General features: G+C 65.7%; 16 protein-coding genes. 6 read left to right on the top strand and 10 right to left on the bottom strand.

What is annotated here, in order from left to right:
* Positions 1-238: 238 nt before the first annotated feature.
* Positions 239-670, bottom strand: coding sequence for a nuclear transport factor 2 family protein (locus tag PGP17_RS06795; RefSeq protein WP_135943206.1), 432 nt, complete (start codon positions 668-670; stop codon positions 239-241).
* A 14-nt stretch (positions 671-684) separates the two neighbouring features.
* On the bottom strand, positions 685-1632 hold the full coding sequence (locus tag PGP17_RS06790; RefSeq protein WP_270374729.1) for an SDR family NAD(P)-dependent oxidoreductase: 948 nt from the start codon (positions 1630-1632) through the stop codon (positions 685-687).
* A 133-nt stretch (positions 1633-1765) separates the two neighbouring features.
* On the opposite strand from PGP17_RS06790, the gene paaN reads away from it, so the two are divergent.
* Both paaN and PGP17_RS06780 read left to right on the top strand, forming a co-directional pair.
* Complete coding sequence (paaN, locus tag PGP17_RS06785; protein ID WP_270374728.1) at positions 1766-3481, top strand: phenylacetic acid degradation protein PaaN; 1716 nt, start codon at positions 1766-1768, stop codon at positions 3479-3481.
* Positions 3478-3939, top strand: a complete 462-nt coding sequence (locus tag PGP17_RS06780; protein ID WP_270374727.1) for a PaaI family thioesterase — start codon at positions 3478-3480, stop codon at positions 3937-3939. Before paaN ends, PGP17_RS06780 begins: the two co-directional genes overlap by 4 nt.
* Positions 3940-3948: 9 nt before the next feature.
* Here PGP17_RS06780 and PGP17_RS06775 read toward each other — a convergent pair whose 3' ends face one another.
* The 3 genes from PGP17_RS06775 to PGP17_RS06765 are packed head-to-tail and all read right to left on the bottom strand — an operon-like array spanning position 3949 to position 8320.
* Positions 3949-5406: a class I adenylate-forming enzyme family protein gene (locus PGP17_RS06775; protein WP_270374726.1), complete on the bottom strand. Its 1458-nt coding sequence runs from the start codon at positions 5404-5406 to the stop codon at positions 3949-3951.
* Positions 5403-6647 carry a thiolase family protein gene (locus tag PGP17_RS06770; protein WP_270374725.1) on the bottom strand — a complete coding sequence of 415 codons (1245 nt, stop codon included), beginning with the start codon at positions 6645-6647 and terminating at the stop codon, positions 5403-5405. Before PGP17_RS06770 ends, PGP17_RS06775 begins: the two co-directional genes overlap by 4 nt.
* Entirely contained in the window at positions 6644-8320 is a 1677-nt protein-coding gene (locus PGP17_RS06765) for a class I adenylate-forming enzyme family protein (RefSeq protein WP_270374724.1), read from the bottom strand. The genes PGP17_RS06770 and PGP17_RS06765 overlap by 4 nt, the downstream gene beginning before the upstream one ends.
* A 162-nt stretch (positions 8321-8482) precedes the next feature.
* Here PGP17_RS06765 and PGP17_RS06760 point away from each other — a divergent pair, with 162 nt between their 5' ends.
* The 3 genes from PGP17_RS06760 to PGP17_RS06750 are packed head-to-tail and all read left to right on the top strand — an operon-like array spanning position 8483 to position 11205.
* Positions 8483-9457 carry a winged helix-turn-helix transcriptional regulator gene (locus PGP17_RS06760; RefSeq protein WP_135943199.1) on the top strand — a complete coding sequence of 325 codons (975 nt, stop codon included), beginning with the start codon at positions 8483-8485 and terminating at the stop codon, positions 9455-9457.
* 54 nt (positions 9458-9511) lie between these two features.
* Positions 9512-10405 (top strand): SDR family NAD(P)-dependent oxidoreductase, encoded by an 894-nt coding sequence (locus PGP17_RS06755; protein WP_270374723.1) that lies wholly within the window; start codon positions 9512-9514, stop codon positions 10403-10405.
* Positions 10402-11205 (top strand): DUF1295 domain-containing protein, encoded by an 804-nt coding sequence (locus PGP17_RS06750; RefSeq protein ID WP_270374722.1) that lies wholly within the window; start codon positions 10402-10404, stop codon positions 11203-11205. Before PGP17_RS06755 ends, PGP17_RS06750 begins: the two co-directional genes overlap by 4 nt.
* 51 nt (positions 11206-11256) lie before the next feature.
* Here the strand turns inward: PGP17_RS06750 and PGP17_RS06745 are convergent, their stop codons facing one another.
* Both PGP17_RS06745 and PGP17_RS06740 read right to left on the bottom strand, forming a co-directional pair.
* Positions 11257-12702 (bottom strand): carotenoid oxygenase family protein, encoded by a 1446-nt coding sequence (locus tag PGP17_RS06745; protein WP_270374721.1) that lies wholly within the window; start codon positions 12700-12702, stop codon positions 11257-11259.
* 33 nt (positions 12703-12735) lie between these two features.
* Complete coding sequence (locus PGP17_RS06740; protein ID WP_270374720.1) at positions 12736-13662, bottom strand: NAD(P)H-dependent flavin oxidoreductase; 927 nt, start codon at positions 13660-13662, stop codon at positions 12736-12738.
* A gap of 264 nt (positions 13663-13926) precedes the next feature.
* Between PGP17_RS06740 and PGP17_RS06735 the strand changes: the two genes are divergently transcribed.
* Positions 13927-14307: a hypothetical protein gene (locus tag PGP17_RS06735; RefSeq protein ID WP_270374719.1), complete on the top strand. Its 381-nt coding sequence runs from the start codon at positions 13927-13929 to the stop codon at positions 14305-14307.
* A gap of 12 nt (positions 14308-14319) precedes the next feature.
* Here PGP17_RS06735 and PGP17_RS06730 read toward each other — a convergent pair whose 3' ends face one another.
* Genes PGP17_RS06730 through PGP17_RS06720 form a run of 3 tightly spaced genes read right to left on the bottom strand, consistent with a single transcriptional unit; the run spans position 14320 to position 18481 of the window.
* The gene (locus PGP17_RS06730; RefSeq protein ID WP_270374718.1) at positions 14320-15810 is read right to left on the bottom strand and encodes a PepSY-associated TM helix domain-containing protein; all 1491 of its coding nucleotides are present in this window, start codon (positions 15808-15810) and stop codon (positions 14320-14322) included.
* 9 nt (positions 15811-15819) lie between these two features.
* Complete coding sequence (locus PGP17_RS06725; protein WP_270374717.1) at positions 15820-16380, bottom strand: hypothetical protein; 561 nt, start codon at positions 16378-16380, stop codon at positions 15820-15822.
* Entirely contained in the window at positions 16367-18481 is a 2115-nt protein-coding gene (locus PGP17_RS06720) for a TonB-dependent receptor (RefSeq protein WP_270374716.1), read from the bottom strand. The genes PGP17_RS06725 and PGP17_RS06720 overlap by 14 nt, the downstream gene beginning before the upstream one ends.
* Between the last annotated feature and the right edge of the window lie 99 nt (positions 18482-18580).

Here is an 18580-nt window from a genome sequence, read left to right as displayed (position 1 = left end):
CCGATGGAACCCAGTGCCAAGCAGAGAGTCAGCCCTTCCTACGTTGCGTGAGGCCCTCAGTAGGTGAGCCGCTTCCCAGTAATACCGGGCAGTGCAAAATCTGTGCGCACGCGATCATCAGCGCCGCTAGCCTCTCCCTCGTTGTAGCCGAAGTCAAACTCCGCCAAATAACGGTTCAAGTGTTGCGCTCCAGCTGTTCAGAGCTGAAGCCCTTCATGGTGTCGCGATACGCGTCCGCTCACACCGACGGGCGTTTGACCAGGTCTTCGCAGAAGTCCGGCAGGGTGCGTTCTCCGGCCACCTGGTCGTCGATCAGGGCGCGGTCGAAATAGTCGCGCCAGCCGGTGATGAGACCGTCCGCATCGAAATCGACAATGCCCGCATAGGGCACCAGGACGTGGCGTCCTGCCGGGGTGTCGAAGTCCTCGGTCGCCTCGTAGAAGAGCTGGCTCTCGTTCTCCGCATGGCTGAACAGGCGCAGGCGGCTGGTGACGCAGACCTCGCCATAGGCCTTGAGAAAGGCGATCGCGCCATCCCGGCCATGGGCGGGCGGCTTGGTGGTGGCGGAAAAATGCCAGACCACATCGGGGTGAAGCCGGGCCGAGACGCTGTCGAGATCGCCCCGCTTCCAGTCATCGATGAGGCCGAGAAAGCTGTCGAGTTTGCTCATGAAGTCGGGTCCTTCTATTTCGAGGGGGCGACGCGGGCCGCGTCTTCGCGCAGCTTGGAGACGATCTCCTCCGCGCTCGCCAGAGGCTGGCGCGTACTGTCGTAGACATGGGCCGGACGCGGCCGGTGATCGAACCAGAGGCGGCCTTCCTGGGGCTCGGGCCGTTGCGCGGAGAGCCAGAGGGCGGTGTCCCCGCCCTGCTCGGGCGAGCGCAGGAACGCGCCGAGAATCTTGTGAAAGCGCGGCAGGCTGCGCTCGACGCCTTCGGTATCGGCCCAGCCGGGATGCATGGTGTAGGCGCGCGCATCGTCGGCGCGCGCCGTCCACAGGTCGGACAGGACGAGCTGGGCGCGCTTGTGCGTCGCGTAGGCGGCAAAGCCGTTAAAGCCCTCCTCGCCCTGCTCCATGTAGGCCAGGTTCTGGGGCGCGTTGTACATGCCGCCCGACGCCATGTTCACGATGGTTGCCTCGGGCGCGAACAGGCCGCGATCGAACAGGCCCTCGGTCAGGATGTAGGCGCAGAGAACGTTGACGGCATACATCTGCTCGAAGCCTTCTTCGGTCTTGCGCCAGGAATGACTGAGAATGCCGACATTGTTGACCAGCGTATCGATGCGGTCGCCGCGCTGCTCGAGCGTATCCAGCAAGGCGTGCGTTTCGCTGGCGAGGCTGAGATCGGCCTTCAGCGGCACCAGGCTGCCCGGACCGGCAGAGGTTTCGGATTCCAGCCGGGCCAGCTTCTCGTCCGACCGGCCGACCGCCAGGACCCGGGCGCCCTGGGCGACGGCGGTGCGCACGATCGCCGCCCCGATCCCGCCCGTGGCACCGGTGACCAGCAGGGTCTGCCCGGCCAGCGTGTCGTAATTGCCCGGCTTTCCAAGGCCGTGCAGCTTGTAGCCCATGACCGAAAACGGGATAAGAAAGCGACCATAGAAGTTTACGGCTTTCACCAATGGGGACACGCGGGGCTCCTTTTCTGGTTACATTGCAGATCGCATCGACGCACCCTTGCATCGACGACCCGGTAACGGCTAACTTACTTTCACAATAATACTAACTCGACGCATTACGAAACCCAGTGCAAGGATCGACATCATGTCAGCCGAACGTCCCGCCGCCCTGTACGAGCGCAACAAGGCCCATCTCGACGCCGCGCTGAAGGCTTGCGAGACGCGCAGCTACTGGAGCCCCTTCACCGAGTCTCCGAGTACCAGCCTGCACGGGCCGGAGCGGCCCGCCGAGGGCAAGGCACGCTTCGAGGCCATGCTAGGCCAGCGTTTCGACCTGGACCAGCCCGGCACGATCGGCGAGGTCGGCTACGAGATTTCGCCCTATACCGGCAAGACGCTGGATGTGCGCTACCCCAAGCCGGACCCGCAGGCGCTGTTCGATGCGGCCAAGACCGCGATGAAGCCCTGGCAGCGCCTGACTGCGGAGGAGCGCGCGGGCGTCTGTCTGGAGATGGCGTTCGCGCTGGAAGAGCAGGCCTTCGCCAACGCTCACGCGACGATGCACACTGCCGGCCAGGCCTATCTGATGGCGTTCTCGGGCAGCGGGGCGAACGCGCTCGACCGCGGCGTGGAAGCGCTGGCCTATGCCTACAAGGCGCTCAAGGATGTGCCACGAACAGCCGACTGGGAGAAATCCTTCGGCCGGACCGGCGTGGTCCAGCTGAAGAAGCAATACCGGATCCGCGCGCGCGGGGTGGCAGTCGTGGTCTGCTGCGCCACCTTCCCGCTCTGGAATGCCTACCCGGCCGTGTTTGCCAATCTGATGACCGGCAATCCGGTGATCCTGAAACCCCATCCCAACGGCATCCTGCCCGTGGCGATGGCCGTCAAGCGCATGCGCGAAACCCTGACCGCGTGCGGGCTCGACCCCAACATGGTCCTGATGGCCGCCGACGAGCGCGAGACCCCGATCACGATCGAGCTGCTGCAGCACCCCGACTGCGCGATCATCGACTATACCGGCAGCCAGCGCTTCGGCCTCTGGATCGAAGAGCACTGTGCCGACAAGCTGGTCTATACCGAGACCGCGGGCTGCAACGGCGTCGTGATGGACTCCCTGTCCGACCCGGACGGGCTGATCGGGGGACTGGCCAACGGGCTGTGCGGCTTCTCCGCCCAGATGTGTACCAGCCCGCAGAACATCCATATTCCGGCCGACGGGGTGAAGATCGCCGGCGGCGAGACGCTGTCCTTCGAAGAGGTCGGCCAGCGCCTGGCCGACACGATCGCCAAGCGGACCGAGGACCCCAAGCGCGCCGCGGCCCTGTGCGGCGCCGTGCAGGCGCGCCAATCTATCGATCTGATCGAGCAGGTGCGCGAGCGCGTAAAGGCCGCTGGCGGGCGGGTCGTGCTGGACAGCCGCCCCTATGAGCATCCCGACTTCCCGGGCGCGCAGACGGCAACCCCGCTGGTGGTCGAGGTCGAGGCCGATGCGGTCGACCTCTACGGCGAAGAGGTGTTCGCGCCGGTCTGCTTCCTGATCCGCGAACCGAGCCGGGAGGCGGCGTTGCAGAATGCCGCGACGCTCGCCGCCGAGCGCGGAGCGATCTCCTCCTACCTCTATTCCTCCGACCGGGACTTCATCGAAGCGGCACAGGACGCCTTCACCGATGCGGGCGCCTCGCTATGGATCAACATGGACCAGCGCATGCCGATCAACTTTGCCGCCGCCTACAGCGATTATCACGTCACCGGGCTGAACCCTGCGGGCAATGCGTGCCTGGCCGATCTTGCCTTCGTGGCCGACCGCTTCCGCATCGTGCAGTTCCGCGAGCCCGTGCCGGCCGAGGCGGCTCAATGAGCGCGCCGGGCGAGGGCCAGACCGGGCTGGAAATCCTCACCGAGTGGAAGGCGTCCGGCAAGGCGCCGGGCTTTGCCGGCCTGCTGGGCTTCAGCGTCGCCGATTTCGGGCCGGGTTATGCCCATCTCGACTGCCCGATCCGGCCCGAGCACGCCAATCTGATGAAGGGCGTGCATGGCGGGGTGATGGCCGGGCTGATGGATGCAGTGACCGGGTGCGCGCTGCTGACCCTGCTGGGGCCGAACGAGCGTTTCGCCACCACCGACCTGCAGGTGCGCTATCTGAAAGGCGCGCCGTCCGACAGCGTGCGCCTGCGCGCCGAAGCCGACATCGTTCACCGCGGACGCACGCTGTGCGTGGCCGAAACGCGCGTCTGCTCGCCGGATGGCACGGTGCACGCACGCGGCTCGGCCAGCATGATGATCCGGCCGGTCAAGAGAGCTTCGGAAGACGGGTAGGAGAACCCGTCAGGAGAGCGCCGCCGCGACCTCGCGGCGCACCACCTTGCCGACCGCATTGCGCGGCAGAGCCTCCAGGACGTGATAGGTCTTGGGCGCGGCGACTGCGCCGATGGCGTCGCGCACCGCCTGGCCGAGGTCGTCCTCGCTCACCGCACCGGAATGCACGATGGCCGCCTCGATGCGCTCGCCCCAATAGTCGTCGGCGACGCCGAAAACACACGCTTCCTCCACCCCCTCGACGCTCAAGAGCGCGCGCTCGACCTCACCGGGATAGACGTTGAAGCCGCCGGTGATGATCATTTCGCGCGCGCGGCCCCGGATGTAGAGGAAGCCGGCCGGGTCGATACGGCCAAGGTCGCCGGTGTGCAGCCAGCCCTGCGTCGCCGGAAACTCCTCTCCCGTCAGATAGCTCTGCGCGACGAGCGGGCCGCGCACGAGGATCTCCCCGTCCTCGCCGGGTCCGGCGTCGATACGCACCTCGCTTGACGGACAGGGCTGGCCGACGCTTTCCAGTTTGCCGGAAGACGAGAGCGTGTCCGCATTCATGGCGCTGACCGCGACCGGCGCCTCCACCTGGCCGTACATCACTGCGATGCGGGGGCCGAAGGCGGCCTGCGCCTTTTCGATCTGGGCCGGAGCCATGGGCGCGGCGCTGTAGATGAGTTCACGCAGGGCCGGGAAGCGGTCCGGCGTGGCCTTTCCGGTCGAGACCAGCTTGGTGATGAGCGTGGGCGGCATGAAGGTGTGGGTGACGGCGCGCGCCTCCATGGTGTCCAGTACCGTGTCCGGATCGGCGCTGGCCAGCACTTCGTGCCGCCCGCCCTGGGCCAGCACCGGAAACAGTAGATGGAACGCGCCGTGGGAGAGCGGTGCGACGGCGAGATTGACCGAATCCGGGCCGATGGCGAAGACCTGCGTCAGGTCGTCGATCACCGTGGCGATCATCGACTGGGTCTGAGCGACGGCCTTGGGCGTGCCGGTCGTGCCGCCGGTCAGCTTGATGCTCATCACATGGTCCGGCGCCAGGGACGGACGCCGCCAGCCGTCCGCATCGATCGCGAGCGCATCGAGGCATCCGGACGCCGAGGCGGAGAAGGCGACGCTGCCGCGAGTCTCGCTGACACAGTCGGCACAGGCCGTATCGCGCAGCACCAGGCCGGGCTTGAGCGTCGCGACCACGGTGTCATTGAGCGCGCGTGCGCTGCGCGGGTTGAGCGGCAGCCAGCTATGGCCCGACAGGAAGATGCCCAACATGGCGACCAGGTGCTCGCCATGATTTTTGGCCGCCAGTGCGACGATCCGGGTTTCGCTGGTGCCGAGCCTGGCCTGCAGACCTGCCGCAAGCCGCGTCGCCCGGCGCGCCAGCGCCCCATAGGTCAGCGCCGCGCCGCTCTCGTCGCGCACGGCCAGCGCGTCCGGCATGCGCTGCGCCTGGGCCAGGAATCGGTCGATAGCGGCGATCATGACGCGGGGGCCTCCAGCACGCTGACCACGGTCGCGCCCTCCTCCACGTCCAGGAAGCCGCCGCCATTTTCCGCCACGGCGATCCGCGCGCCGTCCACCTGGCGCCGGCCCGCCTCGCCGCGCAGCTGGGTCACCAGTTCGAAGAGCTGGGCAATGCCGGTCGCGCCGACGGGGTGTCCCTTGGACACCAGCCCGCCGGACGGATTGACCGGTGTGCGTCCACCCAGACGGGTATGGCCGGCTTCCGCATACACACCGCCCTCACCTGGCAGGCAAAGTCCGAGATTTTCGGTCTGCTGAAGCTCGGCATAGGCGGTGGCGTCGTGGACCTCGGCGACATCGATGTCTTCAGGCGAAATGCCGGCGAGCTCGTAGGCGGCGCGGGCGGTGCGCGCGCCGACATGCTGGTCGAACGCTTCTGGCGCGCGGCTTGTCGCGCTGAGCAGCGAGATCCCGCGCAGGCTCACTGCGCGGGCTCTGGCCGCCTGCGGTACCGCGCTATCCGCCATCAGGACCAGCGCCGCGGCGCCGTCGCTGATCGGTGCGCACATGGAGCGGGTAAACGGCCAGACAATGAGCTTGTCGGCCAGCACCTCCTCGATGCTCATCGGCTTCTGGTACTGGGCCAGCGGGTTGAGCGCGGAGTGATCGTGATTCTTCGCCGCGATGGCAGCCAGCTGGCGCTGGGTCGAGCCGAACGTCTTCATGTGCAGCCGCGCGAACGCCGCATAGCTGTCCATGAAGAAGCTGCGGGTCGCAGCGCCGCTACGCTGGTCTTCCGGGATCAGCTCGGCGGCAAGCCGGTCGACCGCCGCGTGGACCTCGTCAATGCGGGCAATGTCGGTCCCGCCGCGAAAGGCGGCGGCGACCGCGTCGGCCCGGTCGGGGAAGAACATCTTCTCCGCCCCGACCACAAGCGCGGTTTCGCACAGGCCGGCCCTGATATGGGCCGCCGCCTGCCACAGCGCGGTCGATCCGCTGGCGCAGGCATTCTCCACATTGACGATGGGAATGCCTTCGATGCCCGCCTCGCGCAGGGCGATCTGGCCACGGATCGTGTTCTGGCCCTCCAGCATGGGCTGGCGGGTATTGGCGAACCAGGCGGCCTCGATCCGGTCCGAACCGATCCCGGCATCGGCCAAAGCGGCCGATACGGCCTGCGCCGTCAGCTGCTTCACGCTCGCCCCGGGCTGCTTGCCCATGGGCGTCATGGCGATTCCGGCGATTCGCGGCGCGGTCATGCCGGTTTCAGGCGGGCGGCGAGCTCGGCGCGAACCACCTTGTTGAGCGGGTTGCGCGGCAGCGCGTCGACAATCTCCAGACGCTCGGGCCATTTGAACTTGGCCACGCCCTGCTCGGTCAGGAAGGCGCGCACATCGTCCAGCGTCAGGCTCTCGCCCGGTTTGAGGACGGCGAACAGCGCGACCTTCTCGCCCATCATCGGGTCGGGATAGCCGCACACGGCCGCCTCCGCGATGGCCGGGTGAGCGCTGATAATGCCGTCCAGCTCCTCGGGCGAGATATTCATCCCGCCGCGGATGATGAGCTCCTTGCGCCGTCCCTTGAAGCGGTAGAAGCGCGCCAGATCGCCCTCGCCGGCAATCTCGAACAGATCGCCGGTACGGAAATAGCCGTCCGCATCGAAGACGCCCTCGCCTGCATCGTTGAGATAGCCGTCAAACACGTTGGGGCCCCGGATGAGAATCTCTCCGGGCACGCCGGGCTCGGTGATCTCCCTGTCGTCGTTCTCCCACTCGACCAGCTTGGTCTCGAAGCGCTGGCCGAACCGGTTCTGCCATTCGATCTCGGGCCGGCCGAAGCGGGGAAAGAGCGTGGCGCGCTGTTCGGTGTCGGGCACTTCGTTCGGGCCGCCGCACAGGCCGATGCCTTCGTTGGAGCCGAAGAAGTTGATGATCTCGATCCCGAACTTCTCCTTGAAGCCGCTGACCATCCACGGGTCGAGCGGCGCGCTGCCCGAGGCGATGTACTTCACGCCGGAGATATCGACCTTGGAGTGAAGCTCCTCGTTCTGGAGAAACATGTTCAATACCGCGGGAGGTGCGATCGTGTAGGCCACATCTTCCTGCACGAGCTGCTGCAGGAAGACCGGCAGATCGAACGGGTGATGCAGGGCCAGCGTCGCGCGCACTTGCGGCCAGTAGAAGAAGAATCCTGACAATGCGGCCATGTTGGTCATCGGGAACGGGTTGAGCATCGTCTCCCCGTCCTCGAGCGGCACGGTATCCTCGATCGCGACGACCTGGGCGAACCAGTGCTGGTGGGTACGCGGAACGCCCTTGGGCGTGCCGGTCGTGCCCGACGTCCAGCACACGGTGAAGATCTTGTCGGCCGTCGCCGCGCTTTCCTCGATACGCTCGGAAGGCTTGGCCAGGTAGAGGGCGAGCGACCGCGCCTTGTCGTCCGGCGAGCCGAAGGAGAAACGCGTCACGCTCTTGTCCAGCGCACTGGCGACGCCCGACGCCGCAGGCACACCCTTGAAGTGGGACTGTCCGATAAAACAGACCGCATCGAGTTCGCGAGCCATGTGGCCGATCTCGTGACGGCCATACTGCATCGGAACCGGGCTGATGATCGCCCCCAGGCGCGACAGCGCCAGGTAAAGCACGCTCAGCTCGGCCGTATTGGGCAGCTGGACCAGCACGGCGCGCCCGGGCTTCACCCCGGCTTCGCGCAGCGTGTAGGCCAGGTTGTGAGACGCGTTCTGAACCTGATTATAGGTCAGGCGCCTGGGCGGACGCCCGATCAGTGTTTCGCAGTCTGGCGGATCGACGACCGCGACCCGGTCGGGGACCGCGTCGGCGGCGGCATCGAACACGGAGTGAAGCGTGCGGTCGTCCCACCAGCCCTGATCGCGGTAATACTGATGCCTGGTCTCGCGGTCGCTCATGGACATCGTGCTTTCTCCCCGTATTCTTTCATTGGCCCTGTGGCTTTCGTAATCAAACCAACTTAGCGGCTCCATGCCAAGCTCAATTGCAGAGCTTTCGACAGATTGGGGCGCAGAAACTGTGACAATGCAAGCCAGTTCGGATATAGTTCGCGTATGACGAGGCCTATGATTCAACCGCCAACCGATGTGAAGCTGATCCGGTGTTGCTCCATCTGGCGGGCGCTGGAGGATGTCGGCGACGTGCCGACCATGCTCATCCTTGAGGCTTTCTGGCTCGGGGAGCGCCGATTCGACGGCTTTCAGAAGCGTACCGGCCTGTTGAAGGCCCTGCTCAGCCAGCGGTTGAAGCAGATGGTCGCCTCCGGACTTTTCGAAAAGCGCAAATATTCCGATCGTCCGCCGCGCTACGAATACGTGATGACGGAAAAAGGCCGCGATTTGTACTGGGTCGCACTGGCCATGCTGCGCTGGGAACAGCGCTGGGGCTCGGCCAGCGCCAAATTCCGGGTTCGCCTGACCCACACTGCGTGCGGCACGAAAGATATCGAACCCACGCCCTACAGCCTGTCGAGCGACATGGCGTTCACGGCCCGCGATGTCGCCTGGCAGCACGGGCCGGGGATGGGCTGGGTGACGCCGCGCCACAGCCGACGGCGCAAGCAGCGCGGCGAGACCGCGCCGGGCTCGGACAACAACCTGCTGGATGTCATCCTGCAAGTGCTCGGCGATCGCTGGGCGTCGCTGATCCTGCGCTCCATCTTCACCGGTTTCCGGCGCTACGACGAGATTCAGAAAGACGCGGCGATCGCGACGAATATCCTGGCCGACCGTCTGCAATGGCTCATCGACATGGGGCTGATCCACAAGCGGCTCTATTCGCAGAATCCGCCTCGATACGAGTACCGGCTGACGGAGCTGGGCATCGACTATTACCCAGTCCTGGTCATGCTGATGGCCTGGGGCGATCGCTGGTATCTGACACCGGAGGGGCCGCCCCTGCTGCTGTTGAACCGGCATACCGGCAAGCCGCTGGAGCCGGCGATGGTCTGTTCAGCGTGTGAGAAACCGCTGATGCCCACAGATGTACAATACTCCATCGTGCCGGCCCGGAAGATGGCAGCGGACGCCGCTTCCGCATAGACTTTCATAAACAAACTTACTAGCGTTCTTCCGAGTCAATTCGGGAGGGACGTGATGTCTGATGCATCGAAGGACCGTGTGGTCCTGGTAACCGGAGCCGGAAAAGGGCTGGGCCGAGCGTTCGCGCTGGCCGCCGCTGCGTCCGGTGCACGGGTCGTGGTCAATAACCGCCAGCGCGAGGGCGCGGCTGACAGTGCCGGCGCGGTGGCCGAAGAGATCAAGGCGGCCGGGGGCGAAGCGATTGCCGAGCGAAGCGACATCGCTGCGCCGGGTGCCGCCGAGGCCATGGTGGCGGCGGCGAAATCCGCGTTCGGCCGCCTTGACGCCCTCATCCTCAATGCCGGTATCCGCGGAGATGCGCTGCGCTTCGAGAAGACACCGCGTGACGCCTTCGACGAGATCATGACGGTGAACTTCACCGCGCAGGTCGACCTGGTACGCGCGGCCCTGCCCGAGCTGAACGCAGGCGGCGCAGGACGCCTGGTCTTCGTGTCATCCTCGGCCGGGATGTACGGGATTGGCGGCTTCAGCCCTTACAGCGCCTCCAAGGGCGCCGTTCGAGCCTTCGCCGGAGCGCTCGCCCACGAACACCGCCGCGGTCCGCTGCGCGTGAACGTGCTGGCGCCTTACGCGACGACCCGCATGACCGAACATGCCTTGACCGGCGAGCTGGGCGATACCTTCCGTCCTGAGGGCTGCGCGCCGCTGGCGGCGTGGCTGGCCGATGCGCGCTGCAAGCGTCATGGCGAACTATGGGTGGCGGGCGGCGGCTATATCCGACGCGCCTCGATGATGGAGGGCACGGGCGGGCTGATCCCCGATCCGATAACCGGCGATGCGGACCTGGACGCCGCAGCGTCGCTGGATGGAGCGCAGGATTTCGGCGACGGAGAAGCCTCCTTCCGCGACCTGGCCGAACGCCTGATGCGGGCGGGGGGGACACGATGACCCTTCTCGTCAACCTGATCAGCGCCTACGCGCTGGTCATGGCATGCGTTATCGCGCTGTGGTTCCTCAGCATGCGAATCCGCAATGTCAGCATCATCGACATGTTCTGGGGCGCCGGATTCGGGCTGATCTCGATCCTGTTGCTGCTCATCAACCGGCCAGGGACACTCTATCCCCTGCTGATCGCGGCCATGCCGCTGATCTGGTCGCTGCGCTACACCGCCTTCATCTTCCAGCGTAACTGGGGCAAGGGCGAGGATGCGCGCTACACCAAGCTGAGAAGCTGGGCGGAGACCGATGCGGCCTTCAACAAGCTGGCGCTGAAAAAAGTCTTCCTGCTGCAAGGCCATATCATGGTGGTCGTGGCCCTGCCCGTGATCGTGGCGCTCTCGCTGAGCGGTCCGCCAGCCCTGCCGGTCCTGATGTGGATCGGAGCCGCGATCTGGCTCACCGGCGTGCTCGTCGAGGCGATTGCGGACCGGCAGCTGAAAGCCTTCCGCGCCGACCCTGAAAAGCGCGGCCAGATTCTCGATACCGGGCTGTGGCGCTACAGCCGGCATCCCAATTACTTCGGCGACGCCGTGATGTGGTGGGGCGTCTTCATCGCCGCCAGCGCCAATCCGCTCGCGCTGCCGACTGTGGTAGGGCCGATCCTGATGACACACTTCCTCATCAACGTGACGGGCGTGGCCACGCTGGACAAGAAGATGGCGCGCGAAAAGCCGGGCTATGCCGATTACATGGCGCGCACCAGCGGCTTCGTGCCGTGGCCGCCCAAAGCAAAAGCGGCGCCCCGGTAATACCGGAGCGCCGCCTCGCGCATCCCCCCAGCCTGGAGGAATTTGCGGGTATCAGGCCGCGATATCGTCGCCGGGAGCCCAGGTGCCGTGGAAGCCGGCCGGCACACGCTGGGGCAGCTTGACCCGGGCCAGAGGAGCGGCATCGAAATCCTTGGCATCCAGGATCAGCGCTTCGGACTTCCCGGTCGCACTGTCGGTCACGAAGGTGATGACATAGCCATCGTCCTCGTCCTTGGCCCCAACGCGCGGCGCGAAGGCCGGCTCCGAGCCGTAAACGCCCTCGGCAAAGCGATGGTCGGTGCCCTGCCCGCTTTCCAGGTCGTATTTCACGAGCCCGTCGAAGACCTGGGTGTGCGTATTGGGAATGGTGACGTTGTAGGAATAGCGGCTCTTGCGGCCCATATGATCCAGGCTGACGACCGGGAATTCGGTGCGCCGATCATCGAGCTGTTCGACCTTCACCTCGCCGGTCTTCATGTTGAACGACCAGCGGTGCAGCACCGCCTGCAGGGCCAGCACCGCGGCCATCGGCGCGTAGGGGCCGAACTCGGCGTTCGGGGCCAGGCCGTTGGGCACCATCTTGCAGGCATAGAAGACGATCTCGTCACCCTCCTCCCACGCGTTGATCCCGTGATAGATGTAGCAGGGCTCGGTCTCGAACCATTTCACATCGCCCGTGCCGTCGCGGCGCACGACGCCGAAACGGGCGGGCAGATTCTTCGGCTGGTGAATCTGCCACATCTTGTTGCGCAGACCGGCCTCGGTGAAGACGACCGGCAGATCCATCAGGATCATGTAATTCTCGGTGATCGCCATGTCGTGCGGCAGGCGCGGACCGGGCAGCTCGATCTCCTTGAACCAAGATAGCTCGTTATCCTTCGAGACCACGCCAGCCGACATGACCGGGTTATACAGATCGTAGTCGAAGAACAGGAATTCGCCCGTAACCGGGTCGACCTTGGAGTGGGCCGAGACATTCTTGGGCAGCGCTCCGGAGAAGGTTTCGGTCCCGATGGTTTCCAGCGTGCGCGGATCGAGGCGCACCGGCTGGCCGCTGATATACCAGAGCGCCATCAGCGACCCGTTGTGGAGAACCACGTCGGTGTTCGCGGTATCCTTGTAGACGGTCGGCGCGCCTTCGGGGCGGCGGGCCGGTTCCAGGATGCCGCCGGCAGTCAGCGTGCCGGCGCGGTCGGCCTCGTGGTCCTGGCTGTGAATATAGCGGTTGCGGTACTCCGCCTTGCCGTTCTCGAAGAAGATGGCATGCAGCATGCCATCGCCATCAAACCAGTGGTGCATGCCTTCCGGGCCATGCATCGGATTGGGCCCGTTGCGCACATAGGCGCCATACAGGTCGGTCGGGATTTCCCCTTCCACCTCGAGCTCCAGCGCCGTCACCTCGTTGCGCACGGGGGCGTAAATCCCCTTCAGATAGGGGTTGAAGCGGTTGAGCGAGGTCAGCTCGTCGCGTTCGAATTCGGTTTCGATCATGGTCATGGGGGTTACTCCTCCGGTGACGGGATGCAGGGCTTACCCTGCGAGAGCGCGCGCGGCGCTTTGGGTCGGGTGAGCCGGCACGGCGCACGCCTGCTCGTACTGGGCCGCCAGCTCGTCGACGATCGCGGCGACGGAACGCGCCTCCTTGACCGATCCGACGCCATGGCCGGCCGACCAGACATCGCGCCAGGCCTTCACCTGGTTCTCGCTGTCGGCAAAGTCGGGGCCGCCATTGCGTGCAGCGGCATCCAGCAGGCCCATCTTTTCAAGGCTGGCCTTGAGATAGTGAGCGGGTGCGCCGGTCAGCTTGTCGGACAGGATCAGATCCTCGAACTCGGCCGCGGCCAGCATCTCGCGGTATTCCTCGTCGGCCAGGCTTTCGCGGGCCGCAATGAAATGGGTGCCCATATAGGCAAAGTCGGCGCCCAGAACCTCGGCGGCGCGAATGGCGCGCCCGTTGCCGATCGAGCCGCCCAGCATGACCGGGCCGTCGAAGAATTCACGAACGGCGCTGACGAACGCGAACCCGGCCATCGAGCCGGTATGACCGCCTGCGCCGGACGCGACGAGCACCAGCCCGTCCGCGCCCTGCTCGATGGCTTTCCTTGCGAAACCGACCGAGTTGACGTCGGCAAACACCAGCCCGCCATAGGCATGCACGGTGTCGACCACGCGGCGCGGACCGCCCAGCGCGGTGATGACCACGTCCGGCTTGTAGCGCGCAACCAGAGCCAGCTCTTCGTCGAAGCGGCCATAGGTGGAATGGGTCAGCATGTTCGCGGCAAAGGGCGCTCGCGGTCCGTCCCCGGCGCAGGTCTCGCGCAACCAGCCCTCCAGCACGTCGATCGTGCGTGCATTGGGGAAGGGAAAGGACGCCATCAGGCCGGCTTCGCGCGCGGCCTGAACCAGCGCAGGCCCCGAAACCAGGAACATCGGGGCGACAACAGCCGGAAGACGCATGCGCGATTTCAGCTCGGATACAGTAACTCGATTGGCCAAAAGCACACCCTTCTCTCAATCACTTTCATAACCATACTGGCTATGAGGCAATCATGCAAGACGGGGGTGGCGGCGGCTGCCGCGAGGGGTAGCTTCCCACAGTCTTCGCGCGGAGCAGGTTTGAGCGACGTGTGCGATGGGGACAGATCGCCCGCCGGCCATCCGCCTGGCTGGACTTGCGAACATGCGCGTTTAAAATCAACGCGATTATGCCAGGACACGACGATGAACATTGATTACTGGAAATGGATCGGCGGCAGTTGCCTTTATGCCCGCATTCCCGCGGAGCCCGAGATCAAGGACCAGCTTGAGCCGGTTATCGAACTTCTGGAACTGGCCAAATCGCAAGAGCTGGATGGACTGGCGTTCGATTTCGACCACGCCGGAACACCCATGAAGCGCGGCGAAGATCTCTGGCAGATCGACCAGATCATGGCACATGCCATGAATTCCAGCCTCAAGGTCTTCGCGATCATCGACCGGTCGCAGCGCAATGCCTGGTGGCTCGACCTGGTCTCGGAACTCGAGAAGTCCGGACTTGAAGCGCGCCTCTTCTACGATCCGGAACTCGCCCGCGAGTGGGTCGAAACCCGGTTCAACAGCTAGCGGCGGCGCGCATCACTCGGCAGGCACGGACGAGCGCAAAGACACCAGACGCCTGACCGGCCGGATCGACAGGGCGAGCACGAGGGCTGCGGCCACAAGCGCGATGGTGACGCCCCACGCGCTGGCAGGCAGGACAGGATGCACCGCCAGCTTCGCACCGGCAGCAGCGACCAGGATCGCAGCGGTCAGCCCTCGCAACACCCGGGACAAGGCGAACGCGTCAAAGGCAATCGCCAGCACGAAGGCGCCTGCCAGCGCCGCCGCGAAGACAAGAGCCGGTGCAACCTCCAGCATCACCGATCCAAGTGCGGCGGCGGCAAAGCCCAGCCCTGTCCCCCAGACGGTCGCCGTCCAGACGCGGGCCCAGCGCGGCGCCGGCCGGCCCTTGTCGGCACGCCGGGCGAGCCAGATCGTCACCCCGCCGACCGCGACCACCGTGGAGGCGAGGCCGAGGAAACCGTAGAGGATCTTGACCGGCATTCCGCCGAACACGCCGAAATGGAGCGGACCCATGGCCGACAGCGTCTGCTGGCCGGCAGGACCTTTTGCATTGCCCAGAGTGCGAAGGAAGGTGCCGCTCCCGTCGTAGAAATACTCCTCGGCGGCAACCAGGTCGTCGGGTGTCTCGATCTGCACGCCGACCAGCTGGCCCTCTTCGCCCGGATGCTCGAGCGAGACAAACCGGACCTTCTGGCCGTCGCCGCGCGCTCGCGCATCGGCGATGATGGTGTCCATATCCGGCAGGTCGGCGGCGGGTGTCCCCTCGCCGGCTTGCGGACCGAGGACCGCTTCGATGGCCGCGGCCTGGTCGCCGTCATAGGCGGCAAAGGCCAGGATCGCGACGATCAGGAAAGACAGGCCGAGAAAGGCACCGGTAAAGGAGATGACGAGGTGGAAGGGCAGCGCCCAGACGCTGAGCCGGTTGTGCAGATCGGCTTCCTGAAGCCGCTTCGACCCGCCCCAGCGCAGCGAGAACGCATCGCGGAAGATACGCGGGTGGGACAGGAGTCCGGAGATGACGAGCGAGAGCATGGCCACCCCCATCAGACCGACTAGCCAGCGCCCCCAGGGGCCGGGCAGGTGCAGATCGTCGTGAAGATGAACCAGGAATCCGGCCAGCGGCGCATGTTCGCGCAATACGAGCTCACCGGTGGCCGGGTCGGCGAACCATTGCTCATACCCTCCGTCATCGGCGTAGAAACGGGCGCGCAGCCAGGGCCCGCCCAGCTCCGGCGCCCAGACCGAGAGCGAATGGATCGGGCCATGGGCCTTCGAGTAGACGTCAATCTCGCGCATGGCATTGGCCAGCGCCGCATCGGAGACCTCGCCTTCCACGCGGGGCGCGCCGGGCTGTTCCCATTGCCGGATCTCCGACTTGAACACGACGATCGTGCCGGAAATGCAGACCAGGTAGAGCAGCGCCGCGAAGGCCAGCCCCAGCGCCGAATGGCCGGCGAGCATCGCCTTGACGAAACCGGATGAAATCCTGGGCCAGCGCGACATGACGTCTCCTCAGACAGCAGAAAAGGCGAAACCGGCGGCGCCCACAGCGATCAGGATCAGGCCGGGGCGCACGATACGGTCATCGGCGAGCGTCCAGGCCATCCCGGCCGCCCAGCCCAGCGGAACCAGCGAACCGCCCAGCACCAGCCTGTCCGCTTCGCCAAGCGGAGCGTGCACGGCGACCGCGAGGCCCACGCCGATCGCCGCACCGCCCGAAAGCGGACCGGCCAGCAGCACCCGGACCACGCCGCGCCACCAGCGCGAGGCGCGCTCGGAGGGTTCAGCCGCGGAGACTTCACGCTCGCGCACCCGCTCCGGCCGGCGCTGAAAGCCGAGCAGCACCGCTGCGATGGCCGCCAGGGAGATGGCGACGCCAGCCAGCGCGAGGCCGCGTTCTGCGCCACTCAGGACGGCGGCAAGACCGATGCCGGCAAGAATCGCTGCCCAGCCGAGTACGGTCCAGTGACGCCCCGCCTCCCTGCGCTGAAGCAGAGCCCGGCGCAGGGCCATGGTGCCCAGAGCCATCAGGGCCACACAGGCCAGAAAGGCGATGGCGTCAGTAGTCGACATCGAGCCGGATTCCGAAAACGCGCGGCGCGCCGGGGCGGGCAAAACCGCTCGTTGTGTTGCGGTCGTAAGTGTATTCCTCGTCCAGCGCGTTGCGGACATAGCCGATCAGCGCGACCTGGTCCCAGCGCCAGCCGGCCTGGAGATCGACCAGCAGGCGGGCGTCATTCTCCCCGGCCGGGTCGTTCTCCACATCGCGGTAGCTCGACCCTGTATAATTGGCGGACACAGAGCCGTAGGCGCCCGTCATCGCGCCATACTCCAGCGCGAGCGAACCGGTCCATTCCGGTGCGTAGATGAACCGGTTGCCTGCGACGTCGACGAAGTCACCTACCGTGCTGTCGAAGACCTGGTAGTCGACAAACTCGGTATGGGCGTAACCCAGCGCGGAGCGAATGCGCCAGAGATCGTTGAAGGCATAGTCGCCCTGCAACTCAACGCCCCAGATTTCGGACTCGCCGGCATTGTCGGTGATGAAGATGTCGGTGACGTTGGGCGCCGCGGGCTGGCTGATCTGCTGATCGGTCCAGTCGGCGTAGTAGACGCTTGCCGCCCATTGCAGCGCGCCCCCGGCCCCCAGCCCCTTCAGGCCGGCTTCGTAATTGGTCATGAATTCCGGGTCGAACACGTTTGTCTCGCCGGTCACGGCGTTCAGCTCGCCGCCGCCAGCACGATAGGCGCGGCTGACCACGAAGGAGGCGTTGAGATCCGGAGTCAGGGCATACTGCACGCCGGCCTTGGGCAGCCAGGCATCGTAGCTGGCCTCCACCCTGCTGGAGACCTCTCCCTCGAACTGACGCAGGAATTCCAGACCCGGCGGAAGCTCGGAGATGAGCCGTGTCACGGCATCCGCCGCAAAGCTGGATTCCTCCTCGTCATAGCGCAGCCCCGCCAGCAGCGTGAGCCGGTCGGTGATGGCGTACTCGGCATCGACGAAGAGCGCGCGGTTTTCCAGATCGAGCGCGGTGTCGCTGACCCGCTCGGCAAAAATATTGTTGGGCAGGCGCGGATCGAGAATGCTGACCGGCGTTATGAAGGCATCCACATAGGTTTCGCGGCCGTCATAGTAATAGCCCCCGGCCGACATGTTCAGGGCGCCGCGTGAGACGTTGAACCGGACCTCCTGGCTCATGGAATCGTCTTCGCCCGAGCGGTCGAGTTCGGCGATCGGCTGGATGGTGACGTCGAAATCCTCGGTGCGCACATAGTCCGACTGGTTGGCGGTGGTTATCGAGACCAGCTCGAGCCCGTCGGCGATATCGATCGTCACGCGTCCGGAATGGATGAACCCTTCCGAGCCTTCGCGCCGGGGCGTGTTGTAGGCGACCTCGCGTTCGAACACCTCGTCGTCCGTGAAGCCGATCACGCCATCGTCGCCCCGATAGCCCTCGAAATAATTGCTGGTCAGCAGCACTTGCGCGCGAGGGCCGGGCTGGAAGAGGAGCTTGCCGCGAACCGTGGTGAGCTCACGCGCGTCTGCGGGCTCGTCCAGGAAGGTGTTGGTGATGAAGCCGTCGCTTTCCTGGTGCGATGCGGACAGGCGGAAGGCCAGCACGTCGTCCACCAGACCGCCACCGCCGGCCAAGGCCAGTTGCGAGGCGCCAAATTCGGCGATGGAGGCGCGAGCGCGGGCGCTGTATTCGAACTCGGGATCGCGGGTTCTGGCGTAGATCGCGCCGGCCAGCGTATTGCGTCCGAAATTGGTCGATTGCGGGCCGCGATAAACCTCGATCTGCTCCAGGTCCCAGACGTCCAGCGGACCGGCGAAGGTCTGCCGGTTCGTCAGGGCCGCATCATCGACGTAGACCGTCAGGGCGAGATTGGACGTGCCGGACGCGGCCGCGCCGCGCTGGTCGATGCCGCGGATCACGAAGCCGCGTTGGCCCACCGAAGACGCGACGTTGGGGAGCCGCTCGATCACGTCATAAACGTCGATCACCGGCTGACGCTCGAGCACTTCGGGACCGACCACCGAGACGCTTTCATCCACCTCGATAAATCGGTTCTCGATCTTCTGGCCGAGCACGACGATGCTGTCCACCGAGGCGCCGCGCTCCGGGGCCGCATCCGGTGCAGCCTCCTGCGCCTGAGCGGCGCCGGCCAACACTGCCGCGCTCGCGCATCCCGCCAACAACCCTGCCCGCATCGTCATATCCGCCCCCTCGGCTCAAGCAAATGAGAATAAGTCGCACTCCTATATTGC

The organism is Marinicauda sp. Alg238-R41 (genome assembly GCF_947331485.1).
Classification (GTDB): Bacteria; Pseudomonadota; Alphaproteobacteria; order Caulobacterales; family Maricaulaceae; genus Marinicauda; species Marinicauda pacifica.
The sequence above is the reverse complement of the archived record's forward strand: the minus strand, read 5'-3'. Positions and strand labels throughout refer to the sequence as shown.

Coding starts and splice junctions, on each gene's coding strand:
- PGP17_RS06755 (WP_270374723.1), top strand. CDS start 9,512: ATGTCTGATGCATCGAAGGACCGTGTGGTCCTGGTAACCGGAGCCGGA.
- PGP17_RS06745 (WP_270374721.1), bottom strand. CDS start 12,702: ATGACCATGATCGAAACCGAATTCGAACGCGACGAGCTGACCTCGCTC.
- PGP17_RS06735 (WP_270374719.1), top strand. CDS start 13,927: ATGAACATTGATTACTGGAAATGGATCGGCGGCAGTTGCCTTTATGCC.
- PGP17_RS06780 (WP_270374727.1), top strand. CDS start 3,478: ATGAGCGCGCCGGGCGAGGGCCAGACCGGGCTGGAAATCCTCACCGAG.
- PGP17_RS06750 (WP_270374722.1), top strand. CDS start 10,402: ATGACCCTTCTCGTCAACCTGATCAGCGCCTACGCGCTGGTCATGGCA.
- PGP17_RS06740 (WP_270374720.1), bottom strand. CDS start 13,662: ATGCGTCTTCCGGCTGTTGTCGCCCCGATGTTCCTGGTTTCGGGGCCT.
- PGP17_RS06775 (WP_270374726.1), bottom strand. CDS start 5,406: ATGATCGCCGCTATCGACCGATTCCTGGCCCAGGCGCAGCGCATGCCG.
- PGP17_RS06730 (WP_270374718.1), bottom strand. CDS start 15,810: ATGTCGCGCTGGCCCAGGATTTCATCCGGTTTCGTCAAGGCGATGCTC.
- PGP17_RS06725 (WP_270374717.1), bottom strand. CDS start 16,380: ATGTCGACTACTGACGCCATCGCCTTTCTGGCCTGTGTGGCCCTGATG.
- PGP17_RS06795 (WP_135943206.1), bottom strand. CDS start 670: ATGAGCAAACTCGACAGCTTTCTCGGCCTCATCGATGACTGGAAGCGG.
- PGP17_RS06760 (WP_135943199.1), top strand. CDS start 8,483: ATGATTCAACCGCCAACCGATGTGAAGCTGATCCGGTGTTGCTCCATC.
- paaN (WP_270374728.1), top strand. CDS start 1,766: ATGTCAGCCGAACGTCCCGCCGCCCTGTACGAGCGCAACAAGGCCCAT.
- PGP17_RS06765 (WP_270374724.1), bottom strand. CDS start 8,320: ATGTCCATGAGCGACCGCGAGACCAGGCATCAGTATTACCGCGATCAG.
- PGP17_RS06770 (WP_270374725.1), bottom strand. CDS start 6,647: ATGACCGCGCCGCGAATCGCCGGAATCGCCATGACGCCCATGGGCAAG.